General features: G+C 44.7%; 18 protein-coding genes. 13 read left to right on the forward strand and 5 right to left on the reverse strand.

Annotated elements, in window-relative coordinates; genetic code table 11:
• Nucleotides 1–835: MFS transporter (locus Q0668_RS20655; RefSeq protein ID WP_298868101.1), on the reverse strand; the 835-nt coding region annotated here is incomplete at its 3' end.
• A gap of 297 nt (nucleotides 836–1,132) precedes the next feature.
• On the reverse strand, nucleotides 1,133–2,110 hold the full coding sequence (locus Q0668_RS20660) for a vWA domain-containing protein (protein WP_298868103.1): 978 nt from the start codon (nucleotides 2,108–2,110) through the stop codon (nucleotides 1,133–1,135).
• A 290-nt stretch (nucleotides 2,111–2,400) separates the two neighbouring features.
• On the opposite strand from Q0668_RS20660, the gene Q0668_RS20665 reads away from it, so the two are divergent.
• The 7 genes from Q0668_RS20665 to Q0668_RS20695 all read left to right on the forward strand — a co-directional run bounded on the left by Q0668_RS20665 (nucleotide 2,401) and on the right by Q0668_RS20695 (nucleotide 11,465).
• On the forward strand, nucleotides 2,401–2,907 hold the full coding sequence (locus Q0668_RS20665; RefSeq protein WP_298868105.1) for a DCC1-like thiol-disulfide oxidoreductase family protein: 507 nt from the start codon (nucleotides 2,401–2,403) through the stop codon (nucleotides 2,905–2,907).
• Nucleotides 2,908–2,940: 33 nt separating this feature from the next.
• Nucleotides 2,941–4,326 (forward strand): sulfatase, encoded by a 1,386-nt coding sequence (locus Q0668_RS20670; protein ID WP_298868106.1) that lies wholly within the window; start codon nucleotides 2,941–2,943, stop codon nucleotides 4,324–4,326.
• 107 nt (nucleotides 4,327–4,433) lie between these two features.
• Complete coding sequence (locus Q0668_RS20675; protein ID WP_298868108.1) at nucleotides 4,434–4,706, forward strand: hypothetical protein; 273 nt, start codon at nucleotides 4,434–4,436, stop codon at nucleotides 4,704–4,706.
• A gap of 14 nt (nucleotides 4,707–4,720) precedes the next feature.
• Nucleotides 4,721–6,382 carry a PQQ-binding-like beta-propeller repeat protein gene (locus Q0668_RS20680; RefSeq protein ID WP_298868110.1) on the forward strand — a complete coding sequence of 554 codons (1,662 nt, stop codon included), beginning with the start codon at nucleotides 4,721–4,723 and terminating at the stop codon, nucleotides 6,380–6,382.
• A gap of 267 nt (nucleotides 6,383–6,649) precedes the next feature.
• Entirely contained in the window at nucleotides 6,650–8,386 is a 1,737-nt protein-coding gene (locus Q0668_RS20685) for a DUF1549 domain-containing protein (protein WP_298868112.1), read from the forward strand.
• A 122-nt stretch (nucleotides 8,387–8,508) separates the two neighbouring features.
• Nucleotides 8,509–9,783 (forward strand): DUF1501 domain-containing protein, encoded by a 1,275-nt coding sequence (locus Q0668_RS20690; protein ID WP_298868114.1) that lies wholly within the window; start codon nucleotides 8,509–8,511, stop codon nucleotides 9,781–9,783.
• Nucleotides 9,780–11,465, forward strand: a complete 1,686-nt coding sequence (locus Q0668_RS20695) for a WD40 repeat domain-containing protein (RefSeq protein WP_298868116.1) — start codon at nucleotides 9,780–9,782, stop codon at nucleotides 11,463–11,465. Before Q0668_RS20690 ends, Q0668_RS20695 begins: the two co-directional genes overlap by 4 nt.
• Before the next feature lie 2 nt (nucleotides 11,466–11,467).
• Here Q0668_RS20695 and Q0668_RS20700 read toward each other — a convergent pair whose 3' ends face one another.
• Nucleotides 11,468–11,935: an SRPBCC family protein gene (locus tag Q0668_RS20700; protein ID WP_298868118.1), complete on the reverse strand. Its 468-nt coding sequence runs from the start codon at nucleotides 11,933–11,935 to the stop codon at nucleotides 11,468–11,470.
• 888 nt (nucleotides 11,936–12,823) lie between these two features.
• Here Q0668_RS20700 and Q0668_RS20705 point away from each other — a divergent pair.
• Nucleotides 12,824–14,086 carry a glycosyltransferase family 2 protein gene (locus tag Q0668_RS20705; protein WP_298868120.1) on the forward strand — a complete coding sequence of 421 codons (1,263 nt, stop codon included), beginning with the start codon at nucleotides 12,824–12,826 and terminating at the stop codon, nucleotides 14,084–14,086.
• Here Q0668_RS20705 and Q0668_RS20710 read toward each other — a convergent pair.
• Nucleotides 14,083–14,958 carry a methyltransferase domain-containing protein gene (locus Q0668_RS20710; RefSeq protein WP_298868121.1) on the reverse strand — a complete coding sequence of 292 codons (876 nt, stop codon included), beginning with the start codon at nucleotides 14,956–14,958 and terminating at the stop codon, nucleotides 14,083–14,085. The two genes, Q0668_RS20705 and Q0668_RS20710, sit on opposite strands and share 4 nt — an antisense overlap.
• A 284-nt stretch (nucleotides 14,959–15,242) precedes the next feature.
• Nucleotides 15,243–15,983, reverse strand: a complete 741-nt coding sequence (locus tag Q0668_RS20715; RefSeq protein WP_298868123.1) for a hypothetical protein — start codon at nucleotides 15,981–15,983, stop codon at nucleotides 15,243–15,245.
• Between the two features lie 367 nt (nucleotides 15,984–16,350).
• Here Q0668_RS20715 and Q0668_RS20720 point away from each other — a divergent pair, with 367 nt between their 5' ends.
• The 5 genes from Q0668_RS20720 to Q0668_RS20740 all read left to right on the forward strand — a co-directional run.
• On the forward strand, nucleotides 16,351–17,193 hold the full coding sequence (locus Q0668_RS20720) for an ABC transporter permease (protein WP_298868124.1): 843 nt from the start codon (nucleotides 16,351–16,353) through the stop codon (nucleotides 17,191–17,193).
• 36 nt (nucleotides 17,194–17,229) lie between these two features.
• Nucleotides 17,230–18,045 carry an ATP-binding cassette domain-containing protein gene (locus tag Q0668_RS20725; protein WP_298868126.1) on the forward strand — a complete coding sequence of 272 codons (816 nt, stop codon included), beginning with the start codon at nucleotides 17,230–17,232 and terminating at the stop codon, nucleotides 18,043–18,045.
• A gap of 88 nt (nucleotides 18,046–18,133) precedes the next feature.
• Nucleotides 18,134–19,279, forward strand: a complete 1,146-nt coding sequence (locus tag Q0668_RS20730) for an MlaD family protein (protein WP_298868128.1) — start codon at nucleotides 18,134–18,136, stop codon at nucleotides 19,277–19,279.
• A gap of 333 nt (nucleotides 19,280–19,612) precedes the next feature.
• The gene (locus tag Q0668_RS20735; RefSeq protein ID WP_298868130.1) at nucleotides 19,613–20,983 is read left to right on the forward strand and encodes an alkaline phosphatase PhoX; all 1,371 of its coding nucleotides are present in this window, start codon (nucleotides 19,613–19,615) and stop codon (nucleotides 20,981–20,983) included.
• Nucleotides 20,984–21,262: 279 nt separating this feature from the next.
• On the forward strand, nucleotides 21,263–21,751 hold a 489-nt coding region (locus tag Q0668_RS20740), incomplete at its 3' end, for a GntR family transcriptional regulator (RefSeq protein ID WP_298868131.1).

Consider the following 21,751-nt stretch of genomic DNA (forward strand, 5'->3'; position numbering starts at 1 on the left):
TTTGTGAGAGCCCCAGTTCGTGTATTCCATAGGTGTCGACATTCATTTGTGCCATGGAAGCCAACATCCAGAAAAAAGCCACACCGAGCGAGGTCCTGAGCAACGGAGTGCTGCTACGGAGTAATTGCCATTGATGCCATGTCTCTTTGGCTGGATTAACAGGAAAGGCTCTCTCTGGTGCTGCAGGATGCAACTTTCGAATTTTCAGGCTGACCAATGTGCCGATTATTGCAACGCCTACTAAGCTCATTGCGGCGATGCTGATATCAGAAAATGATCCGGGCGCCTTAAGATCGGGTTGTGTGATATGGTATAAATAGTTTCCAGCGATAAATCCGAGTGCTGAAGAGACGACGGTAATCAGGCCCATCAAACCATTGCCTTTAGCAAGGCGATTATCGCGTAACATTTCCGGTATACTGCCAAATTTAGCAGGGCCAAACAGGGCGCTCTGGCATCCCATCAACGCCACAATAAAAAAGAGTACGTATAAGTTACCAAGTTGGATGGCCCAGATTCCTAAAGCCATGATGAAGACTTCAGCAACCTTACAAGCTACGATTACAGAGCGTTTGCTGAAACGATCAGCAAGATAACCGGCGACGCTGGCCAGCAGGAGATAGGGAATCGTGAAGCAAGCCAAGCCGAGTGAAAGTGCCGCCGCATCGCCAATCAATGGTTTGCCAATGGGAATGATAAACCAGCGAAACATATTGTCATTCATCGCGCCCAGGAATTGTGTTCCCAACAGCGCTAGAAAAGACGAGGAATTTAATGATCCTTTTCGTTCATCGTTCGCTTGAGAATCTGATTCTTCGGAGAGAGTGGAATTCATTTTTGTGGAGATCCAGATATCAATATGCCATTGTCAGAAAGTCCAGGTTGAATCAGACTATTGCTGTATGGCAAGATTCACAACGGTAGTTGAAAGAAACTCTATGGTTTCACTTCATTCACTACAGGCGAAAAATCGTTTAAAATGTCACGAGAAAAATGCGATGAACAATGCAGTGGGCATACTATGTCAAAAAGCATTTCGCTGTAAAGACTTAGAATTCGTAAGACCTTAAGAATTTGCGAGGGGGAATTAGATGGTGTATGAATGTGATGTAAGAGGGGCGATGAGGAATGGCTAGGGGATGAAGGTATAACTTCCAGAATTATTTTCTGTCAGTTCGCGAATCACTTGTTCGCCCTCACGATTTCCCAGGCAGATGCCGTTGACGATGATCTTTCGGTTGGGCTGGGTTTTCCCGGCTGCCTTATTGAAAGCGCGTACGATGGAGGGGTCGAACTGCCCGTCTGTCAGGAAATAGATCGTGTCCGGCTGGAGACGAAGAGCTAACATCAAAGCCTGAAACGGTTCTGTTGTTCCGAGGCCAGGTACTTTGGCGACCCAGGAAAGAAATTTTTTCTTTGATCGAGGAGTTGCTGGTTGAAGCTGTCTGGCAGGCATAGGTATTGCAAAATCGCTAAAGAAAATTACGAAAAATTCCTGGTTTTCATCCATCGAGAGAATCGCATTGGCTAGCTCTATTTTAACACGCCCTAATCTGGTTTTACCGACACTGTCATGTGGGAAATTCATGCTTTTTGATGAATCGACGACATAGACAATTTTTCTGGCTTTGGGTTTATGGCCAAAGAAGCCACCGTTCCCTATGCCATTTCCGGATCCGGAACTGGATAGGCCAATTGTGGAAGAGGTTAATAAAGCACCGACGTAGTCTGCTGCATATTTTGTTGTGAGGGACTCTTCATTTTGTATTGTTTGCAGTAGTGGTCCGTTTAGAATAGATGCGAGATTTTTCGTGTCGGGAGCGGAATTGTGATTGTGAACCAGGGGTAACTTCGTCAGAGCAGATGCACTCGCAGTGTGTTCTTTACTCGTTGTAACAGCCGTCAATTCTAGCAAGACAGGCTGCTTTCGTTCATGTGGGGGTGCCCACCGTGTTTGAATCGAATTGGCAGATGATGAGGGAGTGATTTCAGCCCGATGGTCCACCATCATTGCCAATCCACAAAGGATGATCAGATGGAAGAGTGTGGAAACACTAACCCCCTGATACCATTGCGAGTTTGAACTAGAATGTGTTTGGTGTGTGTGCATGAATCTCTCAGATGGAAAAACGGCAAAACTGACCCCTCAAATAAGGGGTTATATTTTGTCATCATTCTTATTCTAGCCTAAGAATTCAGTAAGCGACAGAAGGAAATGTTCGACTCGATTGCTTCTTTCTGATCTTGTCCAATTTATACTGATAATTGACGCGAATCCGATTAAAGTGTCAAAAAACAGCTAGAGTTAAATGCTTGTTACGTATAATATTAGGTGTAACTGGTGCGTTTGGTATCGAATCCAGGTTCTCTTAATGTATTTCGAGGTTTTGATAGTGAGTTATGAACGAATCAACGTCCGTTGATCAGGCAGCAGCTTCCGAGTTGACTTCGAGCAGTGTCTGCCCCGCAGAAAGCGCGGGAGAGCACAACGAAGAGAAGTCTACGTTAAGAAAGCCGATACTGTTCTTTGATGGGGTCTGTGGTTTATGTAACTCAAGTGTGGATTTTGCTATCGCGAGAGATAAGAACTCGCGGTTGCTCTATACTCCTTTACAGGGCGAGACTGCAAAACAACTTTTGAGCGAGGATCAGATTCACAATATCGCTACGGTAATTTTTCGAACGGAGGATGGGAAACATCTTTATCGGCGTTCGGCAGCCATTGTGAGATTACTGTGGCTATTGGGCTTTCCCTGGAATATTTGTGGTTGGACTTTGTGGATCATCCCATTACCGATTCGCGATCTTGGTTACCGAATCATAGCGGGCTTGCGTTATCGGCTATTTGAGAAACATGCCACTTGTCGCATGCCAACACTGGAAGAACGGGCTCGTTTTTTACCTTGAATCTTTTACGTTTTTGTTGATGAAGAGACAGCCATGCGATTGATTCTGTTTGCAATTTTTCTTTTGACATTTCTGGCTGTGAATGTTCAAACCGGAAACGCGCAGACAGAAAGTTCTTCTGCAGGGAAACCGAATTTTATTGTTTTCATTGCAGATGATATGGCGTGGGATGATTGTGGTGCCTATGGCCATCCTAAAATTCAGACGCCAAATTTGGATCAGCTGTCTAAAGACGGGATGAAATTCAATCGTGCTTTTTTGACTTGCAGTTCATGTAGTCCCAGCCGAGCGAGTATGATTACAGGTCGATATCCCCATAGTACCGGAGCACATCAACTACACCTTCCGCTGCCGGCAAGCCAGGTTACTTTTGTTGAGAAATTAAAAGAAGCTGGATACTACACTGCTTCGGCCGGCAAGTGGCATCTGGGGACGCCGACTGAAAGTAAGTTTGATCATGTCACAACAAAATTGAATGAATGGGTTTCGACTCTGGAGCAGAGACCGAAGGAAAAACCATTTTTCATGTGGTTTGCTTTTATTGATCCGCATCGGCCCTATCAACGGAATATTATAGAACGACCGCATAAAGTCGAGGAAGTGATAGTACCTCCCTATCTGCCTGATACACTCGAAGTCAGAAATGATCTGGCACTGTATTATGATGAGATTACCAGATTAGATCTCGTAGTCGGGCGCGTGCGCGAAGCTTTGAAAAAACAGAATGCTGCTTCGAATACGGTGATTGTTTTTGTGAGTGATAACGGTCGACCGTTTCCGCGTTGTAAAACAACCGTTTATGATAGTGGGATCAGAACACCCTGTCTGATTGCCTGGCCTGGGCAGATAAAAGCGGGGAGTGTGTGTGATTCATTGATTAGTTCTGTCGATCTGGCTCCAACGATTCTGGAACTGGCGGGTTTACCTGTGAGCGAAACGTTTCAGGGAAAAAGTTTTAGGACGCTGTTGCAAAATCCGGGTAGTAAAACCCGGTCTCATATTTTTGCAGAACATAACTGGCACGACTTTGAAGATTTTGGGCGTGCGGTTCGTTCTCCCCGGTTCAAATATATCAGAAACTTTTACACTGATATTCCCGGCACACCTCCTGCGGACGCGGTTCGCAGTGAGACCTTCGTCAAAATGCTGCAATTGAGAGGTGAGAATAAGCTGACTACCGATCAGAAAGGTAGTTTTTTGACACCTCGACCTGAAGTCGAGCTTTATGATCTTGAGGCCGATCCACATGAACTACATAATCTGGCGGGTCAGAAAGCCTACACCAAAGTGGAGCAGGAATTGCGAATGGCTCTTGATCAGTGGCAGGAAGAGACGCATGATCGGCTACCACGGAGCCGTCGTCCTGATGAATTCGACCGGGAAACCGGCTTGCAGCTGCCTGCATTCAAAAAAAAGTGAGTCAGTAAAAATTCATCGAGCAAGAAATTTTATTGAAACGCGGTTTCCTTTTATCGAGTAATATACGCAGGGTCCCGCGTCGATTTGAAGGTGAGGAAAAAATGACCATGTCATACGATTCCAACACGACAGCACTAGTGGAAACAGAAAAGCTTACTCGTGCGCAAAAAACAGGAGCCAGTGTGATATGTTTTTTTGCGTTTTTTGTTGTGTATTTTCTGATGTCTGGTCCTTTGATTTGGATAGAAGACAAGATGAAATTCAAGCCATACACAAAATCTCTCCACGTAATGTATGCACCGCTGGTTCTGGTTGCGAAGTCTGATATGTCACCTGCCTCAGATATCATTAAGTCGTATGTTCAATTGTTTAAGAATTAAGTCGGGGCAAATAGATGGGTGTCAATGAGATGGAGAACAGTGAGGTCCAGGAATCAGTTCCCACTGCATCCGGAAAACAGTCTGTCCGGAAGCTGAGGTGGAAATGGGGTCTGGGAATTTTCCTCGTGGGCATCGGTGCGATATTCTTCCAGTGGTTTCGATTAGCACCGGATAGAACGTATCAGGTATTTGCCGTCTATTTTGGAATCCGAAATATCGTGGTCGGATTGTTGATCTGGTGGTTATTGATTTCCGGTGTAGCCTGGAAAATGCGATTTCAAGGTCTTTTGGGGGCGGTCCTGTTTTTCGTGTTATTCTTTTCTTTGCTACGTGTGGAAAGTTTTGAAGGCGATATGGTGCCTCGTTTTCGTTTTCGGTTTTTACCAACGCCTGAACAGCGAGCGGAAAAATACTTTGAACAGATCAAAAGTAGCGTGCCTGCAGCTGATAACGAAATAAAAAGTCAAACTCTGGAAGTTTCTCCTGGTGACTGGCCCGCTTATCGAGGAGCGGACCGGGATGGAATTGTCCGGAATCAAAAAATCAGAACAGACTGGGATGCGCATCCCCCCGAATTACTCTGGAGGCATCCTGTTGGTGCCGGCTGGAGTTCTTTTTGTGTTGTTGGCGACCGTGCATTTACGCAGGAGCAGCGAGGCGAACAAGAGGCAGTGGTCAGTTACGATGTGCTGACTGGTGAGCAAATCTGGAATTATACGGATCAAGTACGTTTCGCAGAAACGCTGGGGGGAGTGGGGCCGCGGGCGACTCCCACATTCCATGAGGGTTTTCTTTACACCGTAGGGGGGAGTGGGATACTTCACTGTTTTGAGGCAGTGAGTGGTAAGGATGTTTGGAGTCAAGATCTGCTCGTAAATGGGGGATTGGAAAATCTTCAATGGGGTATGTCGGGTTCGCCGTTGATCTGGGAAAATCTGGTGATTGTCAATCAAGGTATTCAAAAGAAAGGTTCCGCATCTAGAAATCAAACTGCGATTGCGTTCAACAGCGGGACCGGTGAAAAGGTGTGGGAGAGTGGGAAACACAATTCGAGTTACAGTTCTCCCCAACTTTCTGTGATTAATGGTCAGCCCCAATTACTGATTTTTCATTCCAAGGGATTGGAAGGTTTTGCTCCCGAGGAAGGCAAGTCGCTTTGGTTCTTTCCGTGGACCAATCATGCGGGTGTGAATGCGGCACAACCCATCGTGGTAGGTATGTCTTCAATTTTCCTGGGTGCAGGTTATGGAAGTGGCTCTGCACGCATTACCGTCAAACAGACCACGGAACCGGGTACCGATTTGGAAGTTGTTCCAGATTGGAAGAGTAAGAGTTTGAAGCTCAAGTTTAATTCCGCTGTGGTGCGGGATGGATTTGTCTATGGATTGGATGAAGGGGTGCTGACCTGCCTGGATCTGAAGACTGGTAAACGGGCTTGGAAAAGAGGCCGATACGGATATGGGCAAATGATTCTTGTTGAGGATCAACTACTGATTCTGGCAGAGGACGGTCGGGTTGAACTTGTGAAAGCAGATCCCGAATCGTATGTGCAAGTGGCTTCTTTTCAGGCCATTGAGGGCCAAACCTGGAATCATCCTGCATTGGCTCAAGGCAAACTCTTTGTTCGAAATAGTGAAGAGGCCGCCTGTTACGATCTTTCTTCAGCTTCGAACTAGACATTTTTTGTCTGGATTGACTGTCAAAATCGTTGTTTTTGGCAAAGCTCATTTCTCTGATATCTCTTGAGTGGTTTTCCTAAACCCAGTTAAGAACTACGGTTTGTACTTGACGGACTGAAGGCAGGCCTGCAAAATAGACGATAAATAAGCACCCGCCTATGTATCAAGGGCATCCCACAGCGTACCTTCCTGATGTTTGGTACGTCCCGCCTCAGATAGCCTGACTATCTGACCAAATTGAAGAAAACGGAAGAAAGGAGACCCATGTTTCGAACAAACATGCGCGTTTGCGTTTTACTTCTGGTCATATTCTTATTGAACGCTCTTCCTCCGAAAATAGCATCTGCTGCGCCGCCTCAATTATCTGAAGCACCACTGGTCGCGAAAAAACCAAAAGCAGCGCCAGGCAAATCGCTCCACAAAATTATAGATGAACAGATTCAGTCAGAGTACAAAGATCTGACGAAGTCTGTGTCTACGATTAGTAGTGATGGTGAATTTCTCAGAAGAGTCTATCTCGATCTGACAGGCCGCACTCCATCGATTACTAAGACACGAGAGTTTTTAAACGACAGCCGATCTGATAAACGGGCCATTCTGGTAGACCAGCTTTTAGCATCTCCTGAATATGCGAGATATACATCACAGCAATTAGATGTGATATTAATGCGGCGTCTAAGCAAGAAGTACATTAATGTCAGCACCTGGGAAGAATACTTACGGAAATCCGTTGCCGAGAATAAGCCGCTGGATCAAATTGTTAGAGAGATCTTTGCAGCGGATGGCTCCAATAAAGAAACTCAGGCAGCGGCCCGTTTTTATTTGGCGCGTGCGGGAGACGTGAATGAGTTGACGCGTGACATCGGAAAAATATTTCTGGGCGCTGACTTGACCTGCGCGCAATGTCATGATCACCCCGATGTGAATGAGTGGAAGCAGGATCATTATTATGGAATTTCCGCATTTCTGATTCGCAGTTTTGTATTTACTGATAAAAAGAAGAAGCAGACTGTTTTTGCAGAGAAAGCAGAAGGCGAAGTCAAATTTGAATCAGTATTTGAAGTTCGAGATAAAACATCAAAAGGTGCAGAAACGACGCTGCCTGTTGTTTTCAATGGTCCAAAAATTTCCGAGCCAGCATTCAAAAAAGGAGAGGAATATCAGGTGAAACCGGCGAAGGATGTCAGGCCGATTCCCAAATATAGCAGACGTGCTCAGCTAGGAGTTTCAATTACTTCACCTCAAAATCGCCGCTTTGCGCGAACCATGGCTAATCGTTTATGGGCTATGATGCTGGGGCGTGGAATCGTACATCCACTTGACGCTGACCATTCAGATAATCCTCCCTCGCATCCGCAACTTTTAGAGATTCTTACGGATCAAATGATATCCCATCAATTTGACCTGAAGTGGTATTTACGGGAAATCGTATTAAGTGAGACTTATCAGAGATCCAGCGCCAACGACTTGTTCAACAAAAAAAGTGCAGAGAAACTTGATGATTCCCGGTTTACGCATGCGATTATGAAGCCGCTGACTCCCGAACAGTTTTCCTGGGCGGTACTGCAGGCGACTGGTTACGCTGACATACATCGCAAGAGTCTGAAGAAAAAACTAACTGAAGAGAGTTTAAGAAAAAAACTGCTGGGATATGAAAAGCGGTTTGTTACTTTATTTGGAGGTTTACCTGGTAAGCCTGTCGAAGGATTTGAAACCACGGCTGATCAAATACTCTATTTGTCTAACGACGGAGGAATTCAGGGTCTTGTAATGCCCAGTTCCGGGAATACGGCAGACAGAGTGTTGAAAGTGCCAGTGGATCAACCAGATAAGATTGCAGAGGAATTGTACCTGAGTGTATTAAATCGGCATCCCGATCAAACCGAGACAGAAGAAGTAACGAAGCTACTTCAAGGCAAAGCAGGAGTGGAACGATCCCAGATGGTAAGTGATCTGGTCTGGGCTTTGGTGATGTCTTCCGAATTCCGTTTTAACCATTAGCCTGTATTCAAATTTATTGTATCGACGGCACGTTGAATTCAATGGATGCGTTTTAGAATCAACATTGACAATATTGTTGTTTTCATTTTGTGAAAAAAACATAGATCAGGGAAGGGGAGACCATGCGTTGTGATTATGCTTGTGGAACCCATGAAGGGCTGTCACGCCGCTCATTTATTGGCGGAACCACTGCTGGCGCGTTGAGTATGCTCGGCTTCAACGGGATGACTCAAGTTCAGGCATCGAAAAAACTAGCCTCACAGCAAAAGCAAGTTGTTGTTTTCTGGTTATCTGGTGGTGTGAGCCAGTTAGAGACTTGGGATCCAAAACCGGGAGCTGAAACCGGGGGGCCATTTCAAGCGATTTCTACGTCTGCCCCGGGTGTTCAAATCAGTGAGTTGTTGCCTCATACCGCGCAGCAGATGCACCATCTGGCGCTGGTGCGTGGAATTAATACCAAAGAGAACGATCATGGTAAAGGCGGCTACATAATGCAAACGGGCCGAAAAAAACAGCCCGGTTTTGCATTTCCCTATTTGGGATCTAGTTTTTCGAGTCACCTGTCTGCTCCAGATAGTCCATTGCCTGGTTATATTTCAGTTGGGGCAGGAGGTTCATCGAAAGAATCGACATTTTTAGGTCCGAGACATGCTCCATTGGTTTTATCGGGTGGTCGCGCACCCAGTAACCTGGAACTGCACTCATCCATGCAGGCCGACCGTGACAAGGTACGCAGAAATTTACGCAGTAAAATCAGTCGGCGGTTTGAACAAAAAAGAAAAACCGCTCACACGGAGGTTTATAATGAATCGTTTGATCAGGCTGCCGCTTTAATGAGTAAGCGTGATGTTTTTGATTTCAGTAAATTCTCAGATAAAGATGTTGAGCGTTACGGTAAGCATGATTTTGGTCGCCACTGTCTGATGGCTCGACAATTGATTGAAAAGGGAGTGACGTTTGTCAAAGTGGGGCATACCAATTACGACACGCATTCCGAAAACTTCAACTTCCATATCGAACAACTGGGAGAATTTGACAAGCCTTTTGCAACATTCATTTCTGACTTATACGATCGAGGATTATTGGAACACACATTGATTATCTGCATGTGTGAATTTGGACGGACTCCCCGAATCAATTCCCGTATTGGTCGTGATCATTGGGGAACTGCCTGGTCCGTTGCATTGGGAGGTACAGGCATTAAAGGAGGCGCTGTTTCCGGGAAAACGAATGAAACTGGTACCAAGGTCATAGATCGTGAAGTGAATGGAGGTCATCTGTTTCACACGTATTATCAGGCTGTTGGTTTGGATTCTACTGAGGAATTTTATCCGAATGGGCAGCCGATTGCGAAAGCAGATCCAAAAGCAGAACCCATTAAGGAGATTCTAGCGTGAGTTTTCTACGATCGGTTATTTCGATGAGAGTCTGCCTGCTGACTGGAATGCTTGCATTATCTGCAACGCTGACTGGGTTGTTGGCAGAGAAACCGAATGACAAACCTGTGACACCCGAATTGCCTGTACTTGCGGTGAAGCCGATTCTTGATCATGGTCCTACTCCCTTGCCTGCAGCTTTAAAATTTGCACAACTTGATGCAGAGAAAGCGATCAAGCAGTCTGCCGCTCAATTTGCAGTCGTGAAGGAAGTCTCACAAAAGTTTAAAGTTGCCAATATCGAGATCGAAAGCGATCAAAAAAAGATTCAGGAAACGAAATCAAAAATCAAGACGGACACTGGCACTCTTAAGAAGACGCAGCAGGCACTCAAGCAGCTTAAAGCCGCGAAAGCAAAGCAGAAGAATTTGAAAGTGAAGTCAGGTATTGTTCTAGAAGCTGCCAGGCCTCAACCCGATGTCGATGTATTGTCCCAGCAAATTGTAAAGAGTGAAGAACTTATTAAAGAGATCGAACAATCTCTGAAGGCAAAACGAACACAGCTCGAAGCGATTAAAAAACAGGTTTCTTCAGAAAAGAAACAACTGGGATTATTCAAGACAAAGGAAAGTCAGTTTACAGAGTTTGTCAATCTGTATCAGGAAAAGCCTCCTGTAGCAGACCCCAAGCTGTTAAGAGAAGTGGCCTCTTATCAACATAGCCGTCCTTTGTATTCTTGCAAAATTGATGGGAGTGGAAACTATCTGCTAGCCGGTGCGCAGGGTAGTAATTTTAATCGCTGGGATATTGTCAGTGCAGCCAATACACAATTGGCCGGACATCAAAGTTGGGTTAGACGCTTTGATTTGCATGGCTCCAGTTCGTTGATGATTACGGGGGCCTATGAGGGGAAAATAGCCTGGTGGGATTTAACGTCTGCTCAACCGAAACCAAAACATTTAATAGCCGCTCATAAAGGATATGTTCGTGGCGTTTCAGTCAGTCCGGATGGAAAGCTTGTAGCGACTGCCGGTAATGATCGGCTGATTAAGATCTGGTCTGTTCAAACAGCGAAGCTGATTCAGACTTTGGAAGGTCATGAGCATCAAATTTATAACGTCAAATTTCATCCCTGTGGTCGCTATCTTCTCTCTGGAGATTTGCGGGGGAATCTTAAGCAGTGGGATACGAAAACCTGGACAGCGAAGCGGAAATTTGACGGGAGTGCGATTTACAAATACGACCCAACATTTCATGGTCATATTGGTGGTGTGCGTGGTATGGATATCAGTCGCGATGGAAAATATTTCGCGATTAGTGGAATTGGACAAGTTTCGAATGCGTTCGCTGGTATCGGAGTGCCGACGGTTATTTTGTTTGATTGGGAAACTGGAAAGCAGTTGGCAATTATGACTCCCAGTGATAATTTTAAAGGAACGTGTTGGGGAGTTCGGTTTCATCCGGAGAATGATTTTATCGCAGCAGCGGGTGGGAATTCATCCGGCATGATCTGGTTCTGGAAACTGGGAGAACAGAAGCCCTACTTCTCTCAAAAAGTGAAGAGCGTTCCTTATGATCTGGATTTTCATCCGGATGGTTTGCGGATGTGCATTGCCTGCTACGACAAGACAGCTCGTCTTTACAGCATGGCCCCCAAAGCTCCTTTTGAGCTCGCTAAAGAGAAGGCGAAAAAGAAGAAATAGGTTCATTCTTCCAGTGTGGGGCGCCGGACTGCTTCCTGCTCAGAAAGCAGTCTGAGATTTTTCATCTGAGATTTTAAAATACGGTTAGTAAACCAGCCGAACAGAAATCCCATAAATCGATGGAAAAGAGAAGCGAATATCATTTCACAATGGTAATCTAATTGTGTTTTGCGACCGATGGCAGTCAACTCGTAGGTTACATTGATTCGAAAAGCGGAATTATGTAATTCGACTGCAATCAGTGTGGGAGCCTGATATTGGGTGACGGAACCTGCATACTGCTGTAACTGTCCGCCCTCTCTGAGGGTATGGATAAATTCGGTCCCCTCTGGATTGTCAAGATCCTTACCTTTGGGATATTCGATCGATTCCAGACCTTCCATCCAGAGTTTCATTTTTTCATCATCGTTGAGAAAACTGAAAACGACATCGATCGGCGCAAGTATTTCCTGCTGATAGGTAATTTCCAACGGCCCGAACTCCTTAATAATCGCTCCTGAAATTTCTGCAGATTTGACGCAGGCATCACCAAATTCAACATGAAGAAATTGCTTGCTCTAAGAGAAGCATCTATAGAGCCGAGGCTTATTTACCCAGGTTCGATATTATTGTAACTAGTGAAGGTTGATAAGGCCAACAAATAACAAAGCTGGGATGTTACGGTTGTGACGAATTCATTCAAGATTCAAGTCCTCGAATTGTTGGAGCTTCTCGCGTGTCTCAGTATGATCCCGTTTAAAAAGAGAAACGTCTCATTTGGAAAGGCTCTGAACTGCCTTTCAGAGCAGGGGGATTACTCAATTAATCTGGGTTCTACGGATTGTGAGTGGCTCTGATTTCATGGAGTCAGGGGTAAAACACTATAAATGTTATCGACATGAATATGAAAGAGTTCATTCTTGCAAAGATTAAATGCTGTAGGTAGGATAATCAGCAAGAGTAAGTCCCCACTGAAGTTCCTTGAATCCTGAAAAATCAAGGAATGTTGTGCTTGTTCACGACAATGATTATTTCCTCTCGAATAAGCTTGCCTGCAATAAAACAGTTTTAGGTTTGAGTAACAGGCTGCAATGTGTGCCATTCGAATTCAATCACAAAACTTGATATCTATAAGTGCTCTTCATAGATGGTTTATCCATTAACCTGCTAGTAGAACTGAATCCTGATTGACCTATGCAGATGTTGGGATGAGGGAAAAGTATTACCAACGAATAAACGATAAGATACAGATCTGTTTCTTCCCTATTTATTGAGTTGTCATTGATCAGATCGTATCTTATCTTCAGGAAAAGTGGACTCGTTCTACTTAACTGATAATATTTAGTGCTGAATACGAATTTCAACGGGGCTGATTGAGAATGTTTTTATTATCAATTGTGTGTAGCGGCTTCATGCTATTTTTTGCTGTGATGTATCTTTATTGGGGGCTGGGATGTATCAAATTATATAAAGGCAATCGATTTCATGAAGATGATTCTGACTATCATCCGATCGTCGCGGTAATCTTGCCTCTTAGAGGAAATGATCCTTTTCTGGTGGATTGCCTGAACGGGTTATTAAATCAAGATTATCTGAAATACGATGTGAAAATCATTGTTGACCATGCAGATGATCCGGTATTAAAAATTGTTAATCAGTACTTACTTAAACATAACCACCCGCATTGCCAGGTGAATGTACTGGAAAGTCGGACCGGAATCTGTGGTTTGAAAAATGCTTCTCTGATTCAGGGGCTGCAAGACCTCGATGATGAAGTCGAAGTAATTGCCTGGTTAGATGCCGATGTGATTCCTCACCGCACATGGTTGCAAGAGTTAATTAAGCCTTTACAAGATAAAAAGGTCGGCGTTGCTTCAGGAATCAGATGGTATGCGCCCCGGCATTCCAATGCAGGTACCTTGGTCCGCTATATGTGGAACGCGGCTGCAGTGATTCAAATGATGGCAATGGATATCGCGTGGGGAGGCTCGATTGCCATGAGTAGGCAGGTTTTTCAAAATCCACTCCTGCATGAATCCTGGTCAACGATGATGTGGGAAGATACCTATTTAAAAAAGCTGGTATCCAATTTGAACCTGGAACTGGTATTTGTACCTTCTGCTACGATGGTTAATGAAGAATCTACATCCTTGAAATCATGTTTTCATTTTATCACACGGCAGTTGATGAATGTGCGTTTCTATCATTCACACTGGTGGTTTATTGCTGGTTTGGGATTATTTTCCACGATTGCTCAGTTTACACTTATGGTCTTACTTCCTCTGTATATGGTTCAGGGAAACTTATTCGGTGCTGGGATGATTGCGGTAGTATTATTATTTGTGAGCACAAGTATTGTGTCGATCGTCTGTAGGATTGATTCGCTGATTCGTCAGTTGGTTCGTGCGCGGGGAGAGGAATTAAAACGTCTTCCTTTCTCGACGTTCAGCGTGCTTTGGCTGACACTGTTTGTGTATTGTGCGGCCTTATTTGCTGCGATGCGAACACGCAATATTCTATGGCGTGGTGTGATTTATAATGCAGTTTCACCTTTTCAAGTTCAAATTGAACATTATGAACCTTTTCAACATTCTGGAGAAATCGTTGAAGAATTAGAAGTAGTGAAATCCTCAATCGTTTAAGGATCGCAATCAAGCATGTTTGATAGATCTTTTGCCCAGTGAGATTCTCCACGAGACATGTATCTTGCAAGCATACTGTGGATGTTTCCCAATCGCCCGCGGCCTTTCGCAAGTAAATTCCCGCCGAGTCTGGTTGTGAATGGAATTTTCTGCTTGGTCGATTGATCGAGAGTATTTTTTAGAATAATCGGGTCCCAGAATAAACGACTTTTAATAGGTTGCAATCCAAGGTTTGTATAGATATTGCAATCCCCGCTTAGCTTTTTATTTGATTGTAAGTGTGTCGAATAATACGGATGGACAAGGAAAAAAGGAGAGTGGGTAATGAGGATGCCATCTTTTTTCAGCCATTTTGTGAACTTATGTAAAATGTTTGTCGGATCGGGAACATGTTCAAGAACATCAAGGCATATCACAGCATCAAATGAACCTGAATCGATTTCGCCCTCTGATGTGATCATATTAATTTGATGCTCATCATTGTTTGAAAAGACTTGTTTTGCATATGAAAAGCATTCTTCCGATACCTCAAAATAAGTGACTTGATGTTTGGCTTTTGCCCAATGCAGGCTGTCAAATCCAAGCCCATCACCAAAAGATAAGATTTTGAGAGGTTGAGGGGAACTTGTAGCAAGATAATTGCAAATCCACTCTCTCATTTTTTGTTTGAGTGGTCTTCGATTCCAGACTGAGGTTTCATACAAAAAAGAGTTCGTTTTCGAATAGAAGTTAAGTAAGCCTTCATTCCATACATGAGGCGTTAACTCGTGAGAAAGCAGGTCTTTTCGAACATTCCATCCAAGGCATTTTTCTTCTTGGAGCAGGTTGCGGGAAACCTGATTTTTACTCTCTCCCGAAATTTCTGAAATCAAATTGATGAGAGAAGTGTTATTGTTAAGGGGCCAGGGAATGTCTTTGTTCTTCGTCATGGGGTCTCATTTGTAAAATGGATGTGATTTTTCTAAATAGAGACAAGCTAAAAATCATATAGGTTTCAGTTCTCAGTACTTTTTTTGTGTAACCAGAATATAAGCTGGAACGTTTTGTGCGATTCATTTTAAATCAGTGTTTGATCGCTCTTGTAGAAATTATTGCAAAAAAAAGCAGGGCTGAGCCAGCCCTGCTTGAAATGGATCGCATTAGATTCAAAGAAACACTATTTCTTTTTCTCCGTTTTCTTTGGTGTTTCTTTCTTCGCTGCCGGTTTTTTCGCAGGCTTCTTTTCTGCTTTCTTAGCAGGTGGTTTTTTCACTGCAGGTTTCTTCACTGCAGGTTTCTTAGCGGCTGGTTTCTTGGGAGCCGGTTTTGGTGTTACCGGTTTTTTTGCTTCTGGTGGCTTGGGTTCTGGAGGCAACCCGATGATTTCCAGCCCTTTCATTTGTTTTGCAAACGCTAATCCTGCTGGTCGAGTTACTTTTGTTTCCCAGACATAAAGTCGTTTTAATTTTTTCAATGAACTCAGGTGAGCTAACCCGGCATTGGTAATTCCGGTTCCATAGACATTCAAATAGATGAGGTTAGGTAGTTCCTTCAGTTGTTTGAGTCCTTCATCGTTTACTTTGGTCTTTTCCAGGTGAAGATGTGTCAGACCTTTGAGGCCTTTAAGCTGTGCCAGGCCAGCGGAGGTGACATCAGTTCCACGCAGGTTGAGAGCCGTGACTTTCGTAAGACCGGCAAGTGTTTTCAATGTCTCATCTGTGATTTTTTGATCAGAGAGATGAAAGGCAACCTCAAGTCGATCATCGTTCTGTGCCAACTCAAGTACAGAGCCACCGGCGGCACGAATTTTCGATTTTGCCTGTTCAATAGCGGGGTCTGTTTTTTTGTCTGCTGCGGAGGTGAAAGACAACATTGAGAGTGAAATTGTGGAAATCAGCGCGACTGAAAAATATCTCATTTTACCTATCCTTACTTTCTCTTTCGTTCTTAGAGATTGATGTCAAAATTGAAAGTACATCACGTCAGACCTAGATTCTTTCCATAGCTTCTATTGAGTTAATACACTAAATCAATATGGGCATTAGAGATAGATCAAGCGTTATCAATTTCATTTATCTTAAAGCATTTTATCAGTAGTGCACCTGTTTAGAAAAGACTCAACTCATAAAATGTGGCTCTCATATTGGAAAAATAGAGTAATTTGGGTCGAAAGAGAGATTCTCCTGTCGTTAGAAATGGTCTCGATTCAATTCAGGAAATCCATTAACCTGCCCCCTCAAAGTGTTCTATCGTTAAATTTGCAAAGTCTGAACTGGAAACAAGTAATGTCATCAGCATCAACTTCGTATCCCCGAGATACCATTATTCATGGTTTGGGGCGTGGAGTGATCAATCTAATTTGTTTAATGGGTGACCTGTTTCTCTTTGCCTGGGAAATGATGGGATGGATGATTACACGCCTGCCCCCGCGCAGTACGCTTTGGGCATCCATGTACCATATTGGCATTCAGAGTATTCCTGTGATTCTGATTACCGGCGGATTTATCGGCATGGTTCTGGCGGTCCAGTCATTTGACCAATTCAAAATGATGCACATGGAAAACCAGATTGGTGCTGTGATTTCCATCTCACTGGTTGAAGAATTGGGCCCCGTTCTGGCCGCCATCATGTTAGCAGGTCGTGTCGGAACTTCGATGTCAGCCGAGCTGGGGACGATGCGGGTTACCGAACAAATTGATGCTTTGCGTGCGTTGGGTGCGAACCCGATCCACTATCTGGTTGTACCTCGATTCCTGGCCTGCTGTTTATTGATACCACTGCTTACGGTAATCGCGGATGCGATTGGTATCTTAGGGGGCTGGTTATTCAGTACACAGATCTTGGGCGTAGATTCGTTTTATTATTGGCATCATTCGAAAAACTTTGTGTTTGCTTATGATGTGCTGGGTGGGATTTTCAAGAGCTTCTTTTTTGGGGCAGCGATTTCATTAATCTCTTGTCACCGGGGCTTTCATTGTGGTGCAGGCGCTGAAGGAGTAGGCAAGGCGGCAACTGAAGCGTTTGTGTATTCTTTTATTGTAATCATGGTTCTTGATTTCATGCTTGGTGTTTCCATCGTCAACTTCTACCACTTCATGCAATCTGTTCATCCTGGTGTACTCAGATAACAACAAAATTCTTTGACAGGGCAAAATAACGTCACTATGAATCCACGCAATGCAAACGAAAAGTATGTCATTGAATTGCGGAATATCTCGCGTCAATTCGGATCACAGCAGGTGTTGCGTGATGTTTCGTTTGGTGTTCGCAGTGGTGAGACCCTGGTTATCATCGGAGAAAGTGGTTGCGGGAAAAGTGTAACCATGAAGTTGATCATGGATTTATTACAGCCTACGCAGGGAGATGTCTTGTGGCATGATCGCCTGGTTTCAGATCGTAGCAAACGTGAATTACATCGAGATCGGCTTCGGATCGGCTATCTGTTTCAGGGGGCGGCGCTTTTTGACAGCCTGTCTGTTTACGAAAATGTTGCCTTTGGTTTAAAGCAGAATACAAAATTGAAAAAACAGGAAATCGATCAGATTGTGGTTGAACGATTGAGAGAAGTCGGTCTTTCTGAATCAATCAGTCAGAAGAAGCCGGCAGAATTATCCGGCGGTATGAAAAAACGAGTCGGTCTGGCTCGTGCATTGGCAATGACGCCCGAAGTGATGTTATACGATGAACCAACGACGGGACTCGACCCAGTGATGACAGATGTGATCAATGAATTAATTTTGCAGACGCGTGCCAGTCGCCCGGTAACCAGTATTGTTGTGACACATGATATGAGCACTGTTAAGAAAGTTGCTGACAGAATTATTATGTTATATCCACTATCTCGATTAAAACCTGGCGAGGACCAGATAGTCTTTGAAGGGACAGCAGAAGAGGCATTTCAGTCGTCTTCGCCACGGGTTCATCAGTTTGTGCATGGTGAAGCCGGAGATCGGATTCGTGAGATGGCAGAAACTGGTTGAACCGGGATGATAGAAGATTCCGCTTTGTAATCATTTTAAAATTAATTAGAAACTTTGATCTCAAGGATGGGATCGATTTGAGGCTCTTATGACGGATCGCCAAATACAATTTCGAGTCGGCCTGTTCGTGATTTCTGCATTGATCACGGGAGCCGCGATGATTTTTCACTTCGGGAAACTGGAATCATTATGGAAGAAAAAGTATGTGGTCAGCATGCGTTTTGAATCCGTTTCCGGAGTCCATCAAGGCACTCCTGTAGTCCGTCATGGAATTCGCATTGGTGAAGTGACCAAGATTATCACCAGTAATAGTAAACCGGGTGTACTGTTGCTGGTTGCCATTAATGAGACTCAACACTTGCGTAAAGATGCAAGCCCTCAGATTGTCAGTTCGATCATGGGAGATTCGAAAATCGTGATTGATCCCGGAGTCAGTTCTGATTTTCTTAAAGCAGGCGAACGGTTAGTAGGCAGACCGGCCAGTGATCCGATGGAGATTGTCTATCGAATGGAGCAGCAAGTTTCGAAAACTCTGGAGGCTTTTACATCGACCAGTAAAGAGTGGGAAAAACTGGCTGGGAATATGAATCGACTGGTGGAAACGAAAGAGGGCAATCTGGATGAAGTCATCGAACGGACGGCGACGTCATTAGAGGAATTTTCACAAGCAATGCGAAAAATGAATACGATGATGGGAAGTGTCAATCAGCTGGTGGGTGATCCGAAGCAACAGGAACATCTGAAGCGTACGATCGCAGCCATGCCTGCGATGATTGAGAGTACACACCGCACGATTTCCTCCGTGGAATTGGCTGTGAAAAAAGCAGGTGAAAACCTGGATAACCTTTCGCAAGTGACTGATCCACTGGCGAAGCATAGCCAATCCATGATTATCAAACTGGATCGCAGTTTAACCCGCCTTGATTCGATTATGGCGGAAATGAATACGTTTACGCGTGCTTTGAATCAGGGAGATGGTTCACTGAAAAAATTCATGTCTGATCCGGAACTGTATCGCAACATGTCACGGTCGGCCAGTTCTTTAACCGTTCTGTTAAATAACCTGGAACCGATTGCCCGTGACGTGCGAATCTTCAGTGATAAAATTGCTCGTCACCCGGAAATTCTGGGAGTGAGCGGAGCCATGAAAGGGAGTTCCGGTCTCAAAGATCCACAAGAACAACCTTCCCGTATTAAGCAATCCGGCTTTTCTCTGCCCTCTAAATCTCGCTAATTCTGCTTCTCATGTGGTAACGCCCCGATCATTTCCACCTCTCTATGTGAAATATTCGGTAAAAATTCTGCGCACAGGCTGTCCATAATAGATGCTGAAACATTTCGATTTAGAAGCAATAAAATAGTGCTTTTTTCGAAAACCAGATGTGTTTACAAGTCAGGCTCATTAATGTCATGAATCAGTGAAGGTTAGATTTAGAATTCTTAATGCGTTGTTAATCAAATCTTAACAATTCGCTGTATTATCGAATAATTCAATTTATGAATTGATTCATTTCAATGAACGAAAACTGGTAATACCATTACTGACATTGATAACAGAGAGCACCCCGTGACAACATCCTCCTCGCGTCGACGTTTTTTAAAGGCTGCCATTACCGCTCCCGCGGTGGGAACCGTATTTTCCCGTTTTCTGATGACAGCGGCCGCGAATGGCATTCAAAAAAGCCATTCGGCACTCAGGCCGGTTCTGGATGAGACGACGGGGCTTCCCTTATTACGGTTACGGGAAGGTTTTCGATATCAGTCATTCGGTTGGGTGGGAGATAAAATGTCAGATGGAGTGATCACTCCTGAAGGGCATGATGGGATGGCTGTGATTTCGCAGAACGAGGACATCATCACTCTCTGTCGCAATCATGAAATCCGTGGTTCCCAAAGCTTCGGTCCTGACGAGATCACTTATGACCGCAAAGCAGGCGGAGGTTGTGCCAATCTTCAGTTTGATATCAATGTTGGTAAATGGTTGAAAAGCTGGACCAGTCTTTCAGGAACCGTGCAGAACTGTGCCGGCGGACCAACACCCTGGGGAACGTGGTTGTCGTGCGAGGAGACCGTCATTGGCCCCAATGAAAGTTTTCGCGATATCCATTATCCACATGAAAAACATCATGGGTGGGTTTTCGAAGTTCCCTCAGAGGGGGCTGCTTCGTTACAGCCTCTGGAAGCTTTGGGGCGTTTTGTGCATGAAGCGTTGGCCATTGATCCGCGGGATGGAATCATCTACGAAACCGAAGACCGTGATACAGCCGGTTTCTACCGGTTTTTGCCTTTTGAGCGTGAGGTTCTCTCGAAGGGGGGAAGTCTGCAAATGCTCAAGATAAAAGGTCAGCACGACTTGAGGACCGGAGCGAAACGCGGTGTCCGATATGATGCAGACTGGGTTGATATTGAAGATCCGGTACGACGCAATACTCCGGGTAAAGAAGATGGGCTTGGCGTATATTCTCAAGGAAAGGAAAAAGGGGCGACGACGTTTGGGCGTCTGGAAGGTTGCTGGTTCGGCGATGGGCTGGTTTATTTCAATTGCACAAATGGTGGCGAAGCGGGATTGGGACAAGTCTGGGCATTCTCTCCTAAAGATCAGATTTTGCAGCTTGTTTTTCAATCACCTGGTCACGATATCCTTGATAGCCCGGACAATTTGACGGTGAGCCCGCGCGGAGGTTTGATTCTTTGCGAAGACGCCGACCTGAAACCGCTGCGGTTACATGCGCTCAGTCGAAAAGGACAACTGCAAACGGTTGCCATCAATAACATTCAACTGAAAAAGGGGCAGTATAACGACCTGGAAGGCGATTTCAGTGGAGGGGAATGGGCGGGCGCCTGTTTCAGTCCCGATGGCAAATGGTTGTTTGTCAATATTCAGGATCCCGGCGTGACCTTTGCTATTACTGGTCCCTGGAATGAATTAGGTGTTTAACCGGAAAATCGAAAGCCGATCAAATCAAGTCCAGCAAATCAGGCTTCTAGTTCCTCCATTGGATCAAAGGGGCTGATTTGTTAATCAGGAACAGTACTTTCCTGGAATGAAAAGCATTTGATTCCGTCGCAGGGGGCATTGCTTTCCTTCAATTCGAGTGAGCCAGGCTTTAAAGCGACTGTACAGAACTGTAAACTGAGATACAGGCTGACAATTCATTTCGCAGCATCCTGGAACAGATTCCGTTGCCTTCCTGAATTAAAATCGCAGTATCTATTTATGTCACTTAAAAACTATATAAAAAATGATTTAGAAGTGCGTTTGCGGAGCGGCCAGGAATTGCCTGCTCAACTGACATTGGAATCGATGGCGTCACATTATCAAGTCAGCTTTTCTCCCGTTCGAATTGCGCTCGCCGAGCTGGTTGATGAAGGGTTGTTGCAGAGGGGCTCCAATCGCAGATTAGAGATCAGTACGGATCAAATCAAACCACTCAAGCGGGGCAAGAAGTCTGATTTACCGGAACCTCCAGCAGATATGTTTGAAGTCATCACAAACGATTTTGTGCAGCTAAGCCTAAAAGGTGAGCCTGTAGATATTCGTGAGGAAGTGACGGCTCAAAAATATAAGATGAGTCGTTCTTCACTGCGGATCATTTTGAATCGTCTGGCGGGTACCGGAATTCTGGATCATATTCCTCGCCGCGGCTGGAGACTCAGGGCTTTTCGCCAGGAGGATATGCAGGCGTTTCTTGAAGTGCGCGAGTTG

The organism is uncultured Gimesia sp. (genome assembly GCF_937910335.1).
Classification (GTDB): domain Bacteria; phylum Planctomycetota; class Planctomycetia; order Planctomycetales; family Planctomycetaceae; genus Gimesia.